Annotated in this window: 13 protein-coding genes and 1 pseudogene; 6 read left to right on the forward strand and 8 right to left on the reverse strand. The window is 72.4% G+C overall.

From position 1 onward, the window contains the following. Positions 1-142: 142 nt before the first annotated feature. The 3 genes from IG62_RS0130030 to IG62_RS0130040 all read right to left on the reverse strand — a co-directional run bounded on the left by IG62_RS0130030 (position 143) and on the right by IG62_RS0130040 (position 2,896). Positions 143-1,138 carry a sugar ABC transporter substrate-binding protein gene (locus IG62_RS0130030; protein ID WP_030810214.1) on the reverse strand — a complete coding sequence of 332 codons (996 nt, stop codon included), beginning with the start codon at positions 1,136-1,138 and terminating at the stop codon, positions 143-145. Positions 1,139-1,307: 169 nt separating this feature from the next. Then, complete coding sequence (locus IG62_RS0130035; RefSeq protein ID WP_037839642.1) at positions 1,308-2,084, reverse strand: GntR family transcriptional regulator; 777 nt, start codon at positions 2,082-2,084, stop codon at positions 1,308-1,310. Between the two features lie 89 nt (positions 2,085-2,173). Further along, on the reverse strand, positions 2,174-2,896 hold the full coding sequence (locus IG62_RS0130040) for an SDR family oxidoreductase (RefSeq protein ID WP_030810220.1): 723 nt from the start codon (positions 2,894-2,896) through the stop codon (positions 2,174-2,176). Between the two features lie 61 nt (positions 2,897-2,957). Between IG62_RS0130040 and IG62_RS0130045 the strand changes: the two genes are divergently transcribed. Together IG62_RS0130045 and IG62_RS0130050 are read left to right on the forward strand one after the other, a co-directional pair. Beyond that, positions 2,958-3,860, forward strand: a complete 903-nt coding sequence (locus IG62_RS0130045) for a LysR family transcriptional regulator (protein WP_037839630.1) — start codon at positions 2,958-2,960, stop codon at positions 3,858-3,860. Between the two features lie 48 nt (positions 3,861-3,908). Then, a complete protein-coding gene (locus IG62_RS0130050) occupies positions 3,909-4,268 on the forward strand; it encodes a VOC family protein (protein WP_030810227.1) in 360 nt (119 codons plus the stop codon). On the opposite strand, the gene IG62_RS0130055 is transcribed toward IG62_RS0130050, so the two are convergent. The 5 genes and pseudogenes from IG62_RS0130055 to IG62_RS0130075 form a co-directional block, all read right to left on the reverse strand. Then, positions 4,255-5,415 (reverse strand): GDSL-type esterase/lipase family protein, encoded by a 1,161-nt coding sequence (locus tag IG62_RS0130055; RefSeq protein ID WP_030810230.1) that lies wholly within the window; start codon positions 5,413-5,415, stop codon positions 4,255-4,257. The two genes, IG62_RS0130050 and IG62_RS0130055, sit on opposite strands and share 14 nt — an antisense overlap. 243 nt (positions 5,416-5,658) lie before the next feature. Then, positions 5,659-6,165: pseudogene (locus tag IG62_RS49170) on the reverse strand (PaaI family thioesterase); the annotation flags it as partial. Beyond that, complete coding sequence (locus IG62_RS0130065) at positions 6,165-6,992, reverse strand: transporter substrate-binding domain-containing protein (protein WP_030810235.1); 828 nt, start codon at positions 6,990-6,992, stop codon at positions 6,165-6,167. The gene IG62_RS0130065 and the pseudogene IG62_RS49170, both read right to left, overlap by 1 nt. 263 nt (positions 6,993-7,255) lie before the next feature. Then, the gene (locus tag IG62_RS0130070; RefSeq protein WP_030810238.1) at positions 7,256-7,921 is read right to left on the reverse strand and encodes a bifunctional 4-hydroxy-2-oxoglutarate aldolase/2-dehydro-3-deoxy-phosphogluconate aldolase; all 666 of its coding nucleotides are present in this window, start codon (positions 7,919-7,921) and stop codon (positions 7,256-7,258) included. A gap of 343 nt (positions 7,922-8,264) precedes the next feature. Then, entirely contained in the window at positions 8,265-8,702 is a 438-nt protein-coding gene (locus IG62_RS0130075) for a ribonuclease domain-containing protein (RefSeq protein WP_030810241.1), read from the reverse strand. A gap of 228 nt (positions 8,703-8,930) precedes the next feature. On the opposite strand from IG62_RS0130075, the gene IG62_RS0130080 reads away from it, so the two are divergent. The 4 genes from IG62_RS0130080 to IG62_RS0130095 all read left to right on the forward strand — a co-directional run bounded on the left by IG62_RS0130080 (position 8,931) and on the right by IG62_RS0130095 (position 12,527). Beyond that, positions 8,931-9,338 (forward strand): VOC family protein, encoded by a 408-nt coding sequence (locus IG62_RS0130080; protein ID WP_030810244.1) that lies wholly within the window; start codon positions 8,931-8,933, stop codon positions 9,336-9,338. 169 nt (positions 9,339-9,507) lie between these two features. Then, entirely contained in the window at positions 9,508-10,134 is a 627-nt protein-coding gene (locus IG62_RS0130085; protein ID WP_030415135.1) for a helix-turn-helix domain-containing protein, read from the forward strand. Positions 10,135-10,169: 35 nt separating this feature from the next. After that, a complete protein-coding gene (locus IG62_RS0130090; protein ID WP_030810247.1) occupies positions 10,170-10,349 on the forward strand; it encodes a DUF6126 family protein in 180 nt (59 codons plus the stop codon). Positions 10,350-10,595: 246 nt separating this feature from the next. Further along, positions 10,596-12,527 carry a beta-N-acetylglucosaminidase domain-containing protein gene (locus IG62_RS0130095; protein WP_030810250.1) on the forward strand — a complete coding sequence of 644 codons (1,932 nt, stop codon included), beginning with the start codon at positions 10,596-10,598 and terminating at the stop codon, positions 12,525-12,527. Positions 12,528-12,729: the final 202 nt, after the last annotated feature.

Here is a 12,729-nt window from a genome sequence, read left to right on the forward strand (position 1 = left end):
GGTCGTATTCGCTGTGTGGGCCGCCCGGTCCGGGCGGGTGCGGTGCCGCACTCCGGCGCCGGCCGGCCGGGGCCAACCGGCCAAGTATCCGTGACCGGTGATCTGTCCCGGTTCATGGGGTCGTCCCGTCTTCCCTCTGCTCTCACCTGGTGCCTCGCCCGGTGTACTCGGTCAGCTGGGGTACGTCCTTCTGGGTCACCAGTGCGGGCCCGGTGAGCACCGGCTTCCCGCCGCCGAGGACGTCCGCGTTGGTCTTGTGCAGCCAGAGCAGGTCGACCGCCTCGTAGCCCTGCAGGTAGGGCTGCTGGTCGACGGCGAAGGTGACATCCTTGGCCTTGAGCAGCTTGACCACGGCGCCGTTCAGGTCGAAGGTCGCGATCTGCGCGTGGCTGCCGGCGTCGCGCTTGGCCTTGACCGAGAGCGCGGCGATCGGTGCACCGAGCGTGACGATCGAGTCGAGCGATGTGTCGGACTGCAGCTTGGCCTCGATCGAGGACTGGGCGGCCGGGGCGTTGGTGCCGTCGACGTTGAGGTTCTCGACGGTCCCGTGGAAGCCCTTGCGGACGCCCGCACAGCGGTCCTCCAGCGACACGTTGCCCTGCTCGTGGAGGACGCAGAGGACCTTCTTCGCCCCCCGGTGGTTCAGCTCCTCGCCGACCGCGCGGCCGGCCACCGACTCGTCCTGCCCGATGTGGGTGAGCGCCCCGTACGCCCGGGAGAACTCACCGCCCGAGTTGATGGTGATCACCGGGATGCCGGCGGCCTCGGCCTTGCGGACGGCCGCCTTGACGGCCTGCGGCTTGGCGAGGGTGACGATCAGCCCGTCGACCTTCTGGTCGATGTAGGACTGGATCAGCTCGGCCTGCTGGCCGCCCTCCTTGTCGTGGGCGTAGAGGAACTTCACGTGGTCCTTCGCGGCGGCCTGCTGGGCGCCGTTCTGGACGATGTCCCAGAAGGTGTCGCCGTCGCCGGCGTGGCTGACCATCCCGATGGTCATGCGGGTGCCGCCGGCCCCCTCGTCCTTGGCGTCCTGGCCGCCGGTGGCGCTGCACCCGGCGACCAGTGCGACGGTGGTCAGTAAAGCGGCGGCGCTGCGGAGGGTGAGCCGCCGGACGCCGGTCGTACGCACGCTGATCATCGTGGAACCGCCTTTTCTCCACGGCCGCCGGAATGCGGCTGGAGGAGTTGTAACGGCCCGCGCGGAGCCACGTCAATGCTTTGTCAGAACATTCTGACGAAAGCACATGGACGGGCGAACGTCGGCCCTGGGCGGCTCCGGCGGCGCGCCTGCGGACCGCCCGCCGCGCTCACGGCCGTACGAGCAGCTGGAACTCAAAGGCGTAGCGCGACGCCCGGTAGACGTGCGAGCCGAACTCCACGGCGCGTCCGGTGTCGTCGAAGGTCGTCCGCTGCATGGTGAGCAACGGAGCGCCCTCGGGCTCGTCGAGCCGCTGCCCCTCCTCCGCCGTGGCGGCCCGGGCGCCGACGGCCTGGCGGGCGCTGTGCAGGGTGATCCCGGCCGACCGCATCACGCGGTACAGCCCGGTCTGCTCCAGTTCGGCGGTGTCCAGCTTGAGCAGGCCGGCGGGGAGGTGGTTGCGCAGGTGGGCGACCGGTTCGCCGTGGGTCAGCCGGAGCCGCTCGACCAGCGCGACCTCCGCGCCCTCGGCGATGCCCAGCGCCGCGGCGACCTCGGCATCGGCCTCGGTGGTGGTGTTGAGCAGCACCCGGGTGGCCGGCTTCTGCCCGGCCGCCTCCAGGTCGTCGTAGAGGCTGCTCAGCTCCAGCGGGCGCTTGACCTGGCTGTGCACGACCTGGGTGCCGATGCCGCGGCGGCGCACCAGCAGCCCCTTGTCGACCAGTGACTGGATGGCCTGGCGGACCGTGGGCCGGGACAGCCCGAGCCGGCCGGCCAGCTCGATCTCGTTGCCGAGCAGACTGCCGGGCGCCAGTTTGCCGGTCTCGATCGCCGCCTCCAGCTGCTGCGACAGCTGGAAATACAGCGGGACCGGACTGCTCCGGTCCACGCTGAACTGAACGGGGCTCTCGGCGCCCAGGGCTTGTTCCGTATCGCGTTTCCCCACGTTCGCGAGCGTATCCGCCCGCACAGTTGACGGGAAGTCCGGAGGTCACATTGTCCGGACATGAGGGGCGACCGTAGGGCCGCGGCGGGCTACCAGGGCAGCGGGCGGCCGTCCCGGAAGAAGCCGCCCGTCGGGCCGTCGTCCGGCAGGGTCGCCGCGTGCACGACACCGGCCGCGCCCTCGGTCACCGGCCGGCCGCCCGGCCCGCCCATGTCGGTGGCCACCCAGCCCGGGCACACCGCGTTGACCAGCACGCCGTCGGCCCGCAGCTCGGCGGCCAGCATCCGGGTGAGCGCGTTGAGCGCCGCCTTGGACGCGGTGTACGCGGGGGTGCCGCCGCCCATGTTGGTCAGCGAGCCGGCCTCGCTGGAGACGTTGACCAGCCGCGGATGGTCCGAGGCGCGCAGCAGCGGGGCGAACGCGATCGCGGTGCGCCACGGCCCGTAGAGGTTGGTCTCGGCCACCTCGCGCACCCGCGCGAGATCGGCGGTGACGGCCCGCTGCCCGGTGTCGTAGCCGATGGCGGCGTTGTTGACCAGCACGTCCAGCCGGCCGAAGCGCTCGGCGACCTCGGCCGCGGCCGCCGCCACACCGGCGTCGTCGGTGACGTCCATGCGCAACGGCCGGACGTCCCGGCCCGCCCCGGGAGCGCCGCGCAGCTCCCCGGCCGCCCGCCGCACGTCGCCCGGCGAGCGTCCGGTCAGCAGCACCGTGTACCCGCGCGCCGCCAGCTGCCGGCACACCTCGCGGCCGATGCCGCGGGTGGCGCCGGTGACGAGGGCGACGGGACCGGGGGGAGGGTCGGCGTCCATGGAGCCATCTTCCGTCCCCGACTTCCTGCGCGTCCAAGGCCGTTTCTGATAACCCATGGCTATGGACGCTCATCTGCGGGACCTGCGCTACTTCGTCGCCACGGCCGAGGAGTTGAACTTCACCCGGGCCGCCGAGCGGCTGTTCATCTCCCAGCCGGGGCTGAGCAAGCAGATCCGGCAGCTGGAGGACGGCCTGCGGGTCAGGCTGTTCGACCGCGACCGGCGCACGGTGACGCTGACCGCGTCCGGTGCCGCGCTGCTGCCCAGGGCCCGGGAGCTGGTCCAGCTCTGGGACGAGGCGCAGCGTGCGGTCAGCGACGCGGCCGCCGCCGAGGCCGCCGTGCTCACCTTGGGCATCTCGACGAGCACCGGCCGCGGACTGCTCCCCGCGATCCGCGCGCGGCTCGCCGAGCGCCGCCCCAACTGGCGCCTCCAGGTGCGGCAGATCGACTTGGCGGACGCCAGCGCCGGGCTCGCGGGCGGCGAGACGGACCTGGCGCTGCTGTGGCTGCCGTTCCCCGGGCAGGAGGCGTTCGCCGTGCAGGTCGTGGCGACCGAACCGCGGTGGGTGGCGCTGCCGGCCGGCCACCGGCTCGCGGCGGCCGCCGAGATCCCGTTCGCCGCGCTGCTCGACGACCCGTTCCTGGCACTGCCGGAATCCGCGGGGGTGCTGCGGGACCACTGGCTCGCGGTGGACGAACGGGGCGGCCGGCCGGTGCGCATCGGCGGGGTGGTCGCCAACGCGGACGAGACCTTCGAGGCGGTGGCCGAGGGCCTGGGGGTGGCCCTGCTGGCGGCCGGGAACGCCGCGATCTACCGGCGTCCCGGCGTCGTCGCCCGCCCCGTCACCGGCCTGCCCCCCTCCCGACTCGCGCTGGTCCGCCGCCCGGACGACCACCGCACCGTGCTGCGCGACGTCCTCGACGCCGTCCGGCACCACGAGCCACCGCCCGCCACCCCCTGACCGGCCACCCCCGTCCGCACGTCAGCACGTCAGCTGTGAGGAGTTCCCATGTCCGTACGCCGGGTCGTCCCCGACCTCCGGTCGACCGCCCTTGAGGAGAACCGCGACTTCTACGGGTTGCTCGGCCTGGAGGAGGTCATGAACCAGGGCTGGGTCATGACACTGGCCTCGCCGGCCAACCCCACCGCCCAGCTCACCTTCCTGACCGCGGACCGGACCGCTCCGGTCATCCCCGACCTCAGCATCGAGGTCGAGGACGTGGACGCGGTGCACGCCGCCCTGCGGGCCGCGGGCGCCACCATCGTCCGGCCCCTCGCGGACGAGGAGTGGGGCGTACGCCGCTTCTTCGTCCGCGACCCGGACGGACGGATCGTCAACGTCCTCGGGCACACGGTCAGTCGTCCCTGACGGCGAACGGACCGCCGTCCCCGAAGACCCGCTCGGCGAACCGCTCGCCGATACGGCGATGACCGGCCGGGTCCGGGTGGAGCGCGTCGGGCAGCGGCAGTTCGGCGTGGTCCGCCTCGCCGTAGAGCACACGGCCGTCGAGGTAGTGCAGGTTCGGGTCGTCGACCGCCCGCGCGGCGGTGATCCGGGCCAGCTCGTCCCGGATGCGGTTCAGCGTGAGGCGCCCGGGGTCCTTGGGGTCGCCGAGGGCCGTGAAGCGCAGCGTCCCCGAGCTGAAGTCCGGCGCGCCGGGCCCGGGGGTGTCCTCGTGGACCGGGCACAGGACGGCCGACACGACCAGCAGCGGCACGGTCGGGTGCCCGTCGCGGATCGTGTCGAGGAAGCCGTGGACCGCCGGCCCGAAGGCGCGCAGCCGCATCAGGTCGTGGCCGACCAGATTGATGCCGATCTTGACGCTGATCAGGTCCGCGGGGGTGTCCCGCATGGCGCGGGCGGTGAACGGGTCCAGCAGGGCGTTGCCGCCGAAGCCGAGGTTGATCAGCTCCACCCTGCCGCGGGCGGCGGCCAGCGCCGGCCAGGTCTCGGTGGGCCCTTCGGCGGAGGAGCCGTGGCTGATCGAGCTGCCGTGGTGCAGCCAGACCCGTCGGCCGCGGTCCGGGGCGGGCTCGACCGGTGCGTCGGTGCGCAGCGCGATCAGCTCGGTGGTCTCCGTCTGCGGCAGCCAGATCTCGATGTCCTTCACGCCGGCGGCCAGATCGGTGAACCGGAGGGTGCCGGGCGGGCCGGGGCGGGTGACGATCGCCATGGTGGCCATGTCGATGGTGCGGACGTTGCCGGCCGCGACACGGGCCCGGGCGGTGAACCGGCCGTCCACGACCAGGTCGTAGGCGCCGTCCGGCTGGGGCGGGGCGCCCTCGTAGACCGTCTTCGTGGGGAGCGTGTCCAGCTCGACGGTGGTGGCGCGGGTGCGGAAGACCAGCCGTACGCCGGAGGGCTGGGACTCGACCATGGAGAGGTAGTCGTCGGGCCACTGCTGACGGGCCCACGCGGGCAGCCGGTGCGGCAGCACGCCGTGCGCGGTGCGCTCCACCTCCAGGGCGCCGCGCAGGAGGTGCGGTTCCACGGGGGTGGTGATCCAGTCGGTCACGCTGGCCTGCCTGCGGGGCTCGGAAACGTCCTGAGGACGCCGTCGATGGGAAGGATCATGATGACCAGCCTTCCCGCCGGATGCCCGTTTCGCACCCGCTTTTCCTCAGCCACCGCCGGCCGGAGCGTTGCCGGCCGGCCCGCTGCCGGCCGGTCCGTCACCTGCCGGACCGTTGTCCACCGGTCTGCCGTCTGCCGGTCCGCTGCCCGCCGGGCCGTCGCCTGTCGGGCCGTCGCCTGTCGGGCCGTTGAGGGACAGCACCGTGCCCTGCGCCACCGCACACAGGCGCTCGGTGCCGTCCGCGTCGAGCACCGTCAGATCGCACCGGCACACGGCCTGCCGGCGGCCGGCGTGCACGACGTCGGCGCGGGCGCGGAGCGTACGGCCGCGCGCCGGCCGCAGGTACTGGATCGAGAAGCCGCCGGTGACGATGGCCGGGCCCAGGGCGGTGGCCGCGGCGAACGTCAGGGTGTTGTCGGCTGCGTACGACAGCACCCCGCCGTGCACGAACCCGTACTGCTGCAGCAGTTCCTCACGGATGTCCAGCTCCAGCGTCGCCCCACCGTCCCCGAACGCGGTGAGCCGTGCCCGCAGCAGCCTGCTGAACGGCTGCTCGTCCAGGCCCTTTTGGGCCGCCGCGAGAGCGAAGGCCGGGGCGGGATCGCAGGCCGCGGCGGGATCGGCGGCTGCGTCGTGATCGGAGGCCGCGGCGGGATCGCGGTCGACGCCCGCCCGCTCGGTGTCCGTCATCACTCCCCCATCCAGGCGTTCTCGTACTTCCGGTAGGTGCCGTCATGGGTGGCCAGATGCACCCACTGGTTCACATAGGCCGTGAAGTCGTGGTCGCCCCGGGGCAGCGCATAGGCCTTCTCGGAGAAGGTGAAGGGCTTGTCGGGGTGGACCGAGCAGAGTTCGGGGTGGAGCTTCGCCTGATAGCGGGTCTCGCTGGCGTCGGTCATCATCACGTCAGCGCGGCCCGCGATGATCTCTTGAAAGATCGTGGTGTTGTCCGGATGGACCTTCAGGGTCGCGTGCTTGATGTGGGCGCGGGCGAACTCCTCATTGGTACCGCCCGGGTTGACGATGACGGTCGTGCCGGGGCGGTCGATCTGCTCCAGGGTGCCGTACTTGTCCTTGTCCGCACAGCGCACGATCGGGGTCTTGCCGTCCGTGCGGGTGGGCTCGCTGAAGGCGACCGAACGGGCCCGGGCCAGGGTGATCGAGACGCCGCCCATGGCGATGTCGCAGCGCCCGGCCGACAGGTCGCCGACCAGGCCGGCCCAGGTGGACGGGACGTAACGGGGCTCGGCGTCCAGGCTCCGGGCGAGGTCCCGGGCCATGTCGATGTCCACACCGCGGTAGCTGCCGGTGCCGGGGTCGCGGTAGCTGAAGGGTCGGTAGTCGCCGGTGGTGCACACCCGCAGCACCCCGCGCCGCGGCACGGTGTCGAGCGCCGACGCCTGCCGCCCGTGGGCGGGGGCCGGCTTCCGTGCCGGGGCGGCCCCGGACGCCGCCGGGGCGGCCGCGGTGACGGCGAGCAGACAGGCGAGGGCGGAGAGGGTGACGGCACGCTTCATCGGGTCTCCTGGGGCTCCTTGGGCTGCGGGGCGCGGGGCTGACGCCTCGTCGGGTGATCGCGCGCTCAGCCTGGCAGAGCCGGTGATCGGCGTGAAGCCCCTGCCCGGGGAACGGGACGGGCGGCGGACCTGCCGTACGGGGGGATGCGACCCGGCCAACCACAGCCCCGTCGGTCCGGCGAACCGTCAGCCCGTCAGGCCGTAGGCGGCAGACCGTAGGCGGCAGGCCGCAAACTCAGCGACCCGTCAGCCCGCGAGGCCCGTCAGCCGCCGTACAACACACTCTCCTCGTCCGCCGCCCCGTCCGGGGTGGCTTCGGCGAGACGGGCGAGGAGCTCGGCGGCGCGCTTGGCGACGGTGTCGCGGTCGCCTTCGGAGAGGGCGGCGCCCATGCCGACGGCGACCGCGCCGGCGGCGATCCACTCGGGCGCGCTGTCGACCGTCACCCCGCCGGTCGGCAGCAGCGGCGCCTGCGGCAGCGCCGCGCGGACCTCCGTGAGCCAGGACGGGTCGTGGGTCGAGGCGGGGAAGAGCTTGAGGGCGTCCGCGCCGAGCTCCAGGGCGCGGACCATTTCGGTGGGCGTCGAGACGCCGGGGAAGACCGGGACACCGTAGCGGTGGGCGGTGCGGATGACCTCGGGGTCCAGGCTGGGCGAGACCAGGAAGCGGGCGCCGGCGTCGACCGCCATCCGGGCCGACATCGCGTCAAGGACCGTGCCCGCGCCGATGACCGCGTCCTCACCCAGCTCACGCGTCAGGGTCGTGACCGCCTCCAGGGCGAAGGGGGTGGTCAGGGATATCTCCAGGGTCGTGATGCCGGCCGACAGCAAGGTGTCGGCGGTGGCGCTCGCCTCGTCGTAGGTCTTGCTGCGAACGATGGCGAATACGCGCTGCGCCAGTGCGGCCCGGGTGATCTCCCAGCGATACACGGCAGTTCGCCGTCCTTCCTTGTCTGCGACACACCATGCCGGACCGCCCGGCCATGGCGGATACGGCACTTTCCCGGGCGTGCCGCAGCAGCTGACCCCACATGGTCCCTTGTCCGCCGATGCCCGCCCGCTCCTCGTTTCCACCGAAACGCTACCGGGAACCACCGACAATCCTCTCTCGGGGGGTGCGCCCCGCGCGCCCCTTCTGCCAAGAAATGCGAGAAGAGCGAGGTCAGAGGGGGCGCACGGCGAAGCGGCGGCCGGGGTGCGCAAGGCACCCCGACCGCCGCGGCGGATGGTGTCAGGGTCGTTCGGGCGACCCCGTGCGCCGGCTGAGCCGGTCTCAGCAGTTGCGGTCGACCAGCTCGAACGTGGAGTAGTGGTCGGCGGTGTAGTAGTCCTCGTCCTTCTTCTCGCCGGCCACGATGCGCCGGGCACCGCGGTCGGGCGAGCCCGGGGTGATGACCGTGTACTCGTGGTAGTAGCCGGTGTTCTGCTTCGGCAGGACGCCCTCGCGGTTGTCGAAGACCGTCCCGTCCTTCGGGTACGGGAAGGGGCCGCCCTTGGCGATCAGGTCGAGGGTGTCATGTGCCTGCGAGGGCAGCTTGGAGTAGCAGGTGCTGCCGACGTCCTTGACGTGCACGGCCGTTGCGTACGCCGTCGTGGCGTGCGAGGCGGCCGGGCCGGCGGGGGTGGCGGCGACCGCGGTCCCGCCGAGGAGAAGGGCCGATGCGAGGGCGCCCGCGGCGCCCATCCTGGTAATCCGTGGGGGGATTCTCATGTCTCCCAGAATGACGCGCGTAGACATGGCCCTGTCAATCCCAAGGGGCGGATGTTTCCCCGGAGTTCACACGGTCACCCCAACTGGAAGCCCGAAAAATCACGATGTCCCCTTCGGCCCCCACCAGGCATGATGAGCGCGCGGACGATCACCGAGGGCGTGAGCGGACCGACGGTGCCACGGACGGTCCGTCAGCACCGTGCGCGACAACAAGAGGGAGGGTTTTCCATGCGGGTCAAGGACTTCGACCACCTGGTACTCAAGGTGCGGGACATCGAGCGGGCACTGGACTTCTACTGCGGTCCGCTCGGACTGGAACCGGTGCGGGTCGAGGAGTGGCGGGCCGGCAAGGCCCCGTTCCCGTCGGTGCGGATCAACCCCGTCACCATCATCGACCTGATCACCCACCCCGAGGACGAGGCGGGCGCGGCGCCGGCCACCAACGTGGACCACATCTGTCTGGTCGTGGACCCGCTGGACTGGCAGGAGGTCATCGACTCCGGCGTCTTCACCGTCCTGGAGGGCCCGGTCGGCCGCTACGGCGCGCGCGGCGATGCCCAGTCGATCTACGTACAGGACCCGGACGGCAACACCGTCGAACTGCGGTGGTACCCGGAGGACGCGGACCGGTCCTGACCGGGGGCCGGACACGGAACGCCGGACAGGGAAATTCCGGAGGGGTCCTCGGGGGATTCCGGACGGGACCCCTTGGGGGAGTCCGGACGGGACCCCTCGTCGGGGGCCGGGCTTTTGCCTCTGAGGCAAAACTTTTGCCCGTCAGGCCGCATATCGCTATACCGGTGATATGTCCGAGCTCCCCGACGAGCCTCCCGGCGTTCCGCCGGCCGAGCTCCCCACCGTCGCGCCGCGCCTGCGTGACCTGCGGCGACGCAGTGGTCTCACGCTGGAGACGGCGGCCCGGCTGGTCGGGCTGTCGCCCGCGCACCTGTCCCGCCTGGAGACCGGCCGGCGCCAGCCCTCGCTGCCGATGCTGCTGGCGCTCGCGCGGACGTACGGAACAACGGTATCCGACCTGCTCGGCGAGACCGCCCCGGAGCGGGACCCCATCGTCCGGGCGGACCGCGCCGAGCCCTCGGAGGCCGGCGGCTGGACGTACTGGACCGTGGGCGGCGCCGGCCGCGCCATGCAGGCGCTCCGGGTGCACGTGCCGCAACGCGCGCAGGGCGAGCTGGTGCGGGTGCATCCCGGCGAGGAGTGGCTCTACGTCCTCAAGGGACGGCTGCGGCTGACGCTCGGTGCGGCGGCGCATGTGCTGGCCCCGGGGGACGCGGCGCACTTCGACTCGCTCACCCCGCACCGGATCGCCGCCGACTCCCGGGGCGGCACGGAACTCCTGTTCGTCCACACGCTGCTGCAGAGCGGCGCCGCCGAGTTGTGCCTGGGCGACGACGCGAGGTACCGCGGCGTGTGAGCCCGCGCGCCGCCCGAACGAAAGGACCGTACGCCGTGCCCGACCGGACCCCGGCCGATCTTCCCTCCGGCCCCTCCGCCGCCCCCGTCCCTTCCCGCTACGTCGAGAACAAGCCACCCCGCGGGCTGTATGTGCGGGTGTTCATCTACGTCGTCGCCACGCACGTCCTGCTGGCCTTCATGAGCCTGCTGGTGATCATCGCCAAGTCACGCTGACCGCCGGCCACCGCGGCCGGAGGTTCCCCGAGCCCCGCCCACGCCCACGGTCACGCGCGGCAACGTCCATCCCTTCGGTCCGAAAGTCCATTGCCCCGGTGCGCCCCGCGGGTGAAGCCTGCTGCCGCGCAGTCCTGGCACCAGACTCGTCCCGTACCCGTTTGCCCTACCTCGTCCCAGTACCTCGTCCCGTACCTCGTCCCGTACCTCGTCCCTGCACCTCGTCGCACCGAGGAGGACCGAAGGATGCACCGTACGCGTACCGCGGCGTCCACCACGCTGGCCATGGCGCTGGCCGTCCTGCCCCTCACGGGCATGGCCGGACCGCCGGGCACCGGCCGGCACGCGGACCGGGCGAGCGCCGGCGACCGGCCCACGGCCACCGGCGCCATCACCCCCGTCCCGCAGTCCGCACACCGCCTGCCCGGCCGGGCGGTCATCACCCCGACCACCACCGTCGTCGCCGGCCCGAAGGCCGATCCCGCGGCGCTGGAGCTGGTCGAGCGGTCTCTCAAGACCGCCGGCGCCGCCCGCGTCGTACGGGCCGACCGGGCGCCCGCAGGCGGGCAGTTGACGGTCTACGTGGACGGTCCGGACGCCGCGCGGGCGCTCCGCGACCTGGGCGCACAAGGCACCGACGGGCTGCCCGCCGAGGGTTACGCGCTGGTCGTCGGCGCCGGCCGGATAGCGCTGGCGGGCAAGGACGCCACCGGCAGCTACTACGCCGCGCAGTCACTCCGGCAGCTGCTGCCGCACCGCGACCACCCTGGCGGCCAGGTGCCGGGCACCGCCGTACGGGACTGGCCGGCCACCCCGCTGCGCGGCGTCATCGAGGGCTTCTACGGCACGCCCTGGTCCCACCGCGCCCGGCTCGACCAGCTCGACTTCTACGGCGCGCACAAGATGAACACCTACGTCTACTCGCCCAAGGACGACGCCTACCTACGGGAGAAGTGGCGCGATCCTTACCCCGCTGACCGCCTCGGGCAGCTCAAGGAGCTGGTGGACCGGGCCCGGGCTCGCCATGTGGACTTCACCTACGCCCTCTCCCCCGGCCTCTCGGTCTGCTACAGCTCGGACGCCGACCTCAAGGCGCTGACCGCCAAGTTCCAGACACTGTGGGACATCGGCGTGCGCGACTTCGCCGTACCGCTGGACGACATCAGCTACACCCACTGGAACTGCGCGGCCGACCAGGACAGGTTCGGCACCGGTGGCGGGGCGGCCGGCGCCGCGCAGGCCCATCTGCTCAACCGCGTCAACCAGGACTTCATCGCCGGGCATCCGGGCGCCCGCCCGCTGGAGATGGTGCCGACCGAGTACTACGACGTGAAGCCCACGCCGTACAAGAAGGCGCTCGCCACCCAGCTGGACAAGAACGTGGTCGTGGAGTGGACGGGCGTCGGGGTGATAGCGCCCGCCATGACCGTCGCTCAGGCCCAGCAGGCCCGGGAGGTCTTCGGCCACCCGATCCTGACCTGGGACAACTACCCGGTCAACGACTACGTGACCAGCCGGCTGCTGCTCGGCCCGTTCAACGGCCGGGAGCAGGGACTGCCCGGAGAGCTGGCGGGGATCACCGCGAACCCGATGATCCAGCCCGCGGCGTCCAAGATCGCGCTGTACACGGTGGCGGACTACGCGTGGAACGACAAGGCCTATGACGCCCGTACCTCCTGGGGCGCCGCGATCGACGAGCTGGCCGGCCGCGACGCGGGGACCCGACGGGCGCTGCGTGCCTTCGCCGACGCGAGCTACGCCTCCTCGCTCAATCCGCAGCAGTCGCCCGAACTGGCCGCCGCCGTCGGCCAGTTCCGCAAGGACGGGAACGCCGGGCGGCTGGACGCGGTGCTGCGTACCCTCCAGGACGCGCCCTCGGTGCTGCGCGCCCGGCTGGCCGACCGCGGCTTCGTCGACGACAGCGGCCCCTGGCTGGACGCGACGCACGCCTGGGGCATCGCGGGACGCAGCGCGCTGGCACTGATCGAGGCGACGAAGGCGGGCGACGAAGCCCGGGCCAAGGAACTGCGGGAGCTCATTCCGGAACAGGTGAAGACCGCCAAGTCCTTCGTGTACGTGGACCTGAAGGGGAAGCGGGTTCCGGTGGTGGTGGCGGACAAGGTACTGGACGCCTTCGTCGACGAGGCGCTCGCCGGGTACGACAAGGCCACCGGCTAAGTGCGGTTGCGCGCTTTGCGGCGCCCCGCACGTAGCTGTCTGCGGCGCCGCGGGGCGTCTCGCCGTTGCGCGCTTTGCGGCGCCCCGCACGTCCCTGTCTGCTGCGCCGCGGTTGTTGTTCGCCGTTGCGCCTGCGGCGGGCTGGGTTTGTTGTGGGTGCGGTGACGGACCTCCGGGGCCTTGTTCGTGGACTGCTGTCGCT

Origin of the sequence: Streptomyces sp. NRRL S-337, from assembly GCF_000720175.1 — a bacterium.
Taxonomy (GTDB): domain Bacteria; phylum Actinomycetota; class Actinomycetes; order Streptomycetales; family Streptomycetaceae; genus Streptomyces; species Streptomyces siderophoricus.

Excerpts from the sequence above, each read along its gene's own strand:
- IG62_RS0130030 (WP_030810214.1), bottom strand. The coding sequence starts at position 1,138 with ATGATCAGCGTGCGTACGACCGGCGTCCGGCGGCTCACCCTCCGCAGC.
- IG62_RS0130040 (WP_030810220.1), bottom strand. The coding sequence starts at position 2,896 with ATGGACGCCGACCCTCCCCCCGGTCCCGTCGCCCTCGTCACCGGCGCC.
- IG62_RS0130045 (WP_037839630.1), top strand. The coding sequence starts at position 2,958 with ATGGACGCTCATCTGCGGGACCTGCGCTACTTCGTCGCCACGGCCGAG.
- IG62_RS0130050 (WP_030810227.1), top strand. The coding sequence starts at position 3,909 with ATGTCCGTACGCCGGGTCGTCCCCGACCTCCGGTCGACCGCCCTTGAG.
- IG62_RS0130065 (WP_030810235.1), bottom strand. The coding sequence starts at position 6,992 with ATGAAGCGTGCCGTCACCCTCTCCGCCCTCGCCTGTCTGCTCGCCGTC.
- IG62_RS0130075 (WP_030810241.1), bottom strand. The coding sequence starts at position 8,702 with ATGAGAATCCCCCCACGGATTACCAGGATGGGCGCCGCGGGCGCCCTC.
- IG62_RS0130080 (WP_030810244.1), top strand. The coding sequence starts at position 8,931 with ATGCGGGTCAAGGACTTCGACCACCTGGTACTCAAGGTGCGGGACATC.
- IG62_RS0130085 (WP_030415135.1), top strand. The coding sequence starts at position 9,508 with ATGTCCGAGCTCCCCGACGAGCCTCCCGGCGTTCCGCCGGCCGAGCTC.
- IG62_RS0130095 (WP_030810250.1), top strand. The coding sequence starts at position 10,596 with ATGCACCGTACGCGTACCGCGGCGTCCACCACGCTGGCCATGGCGCTG.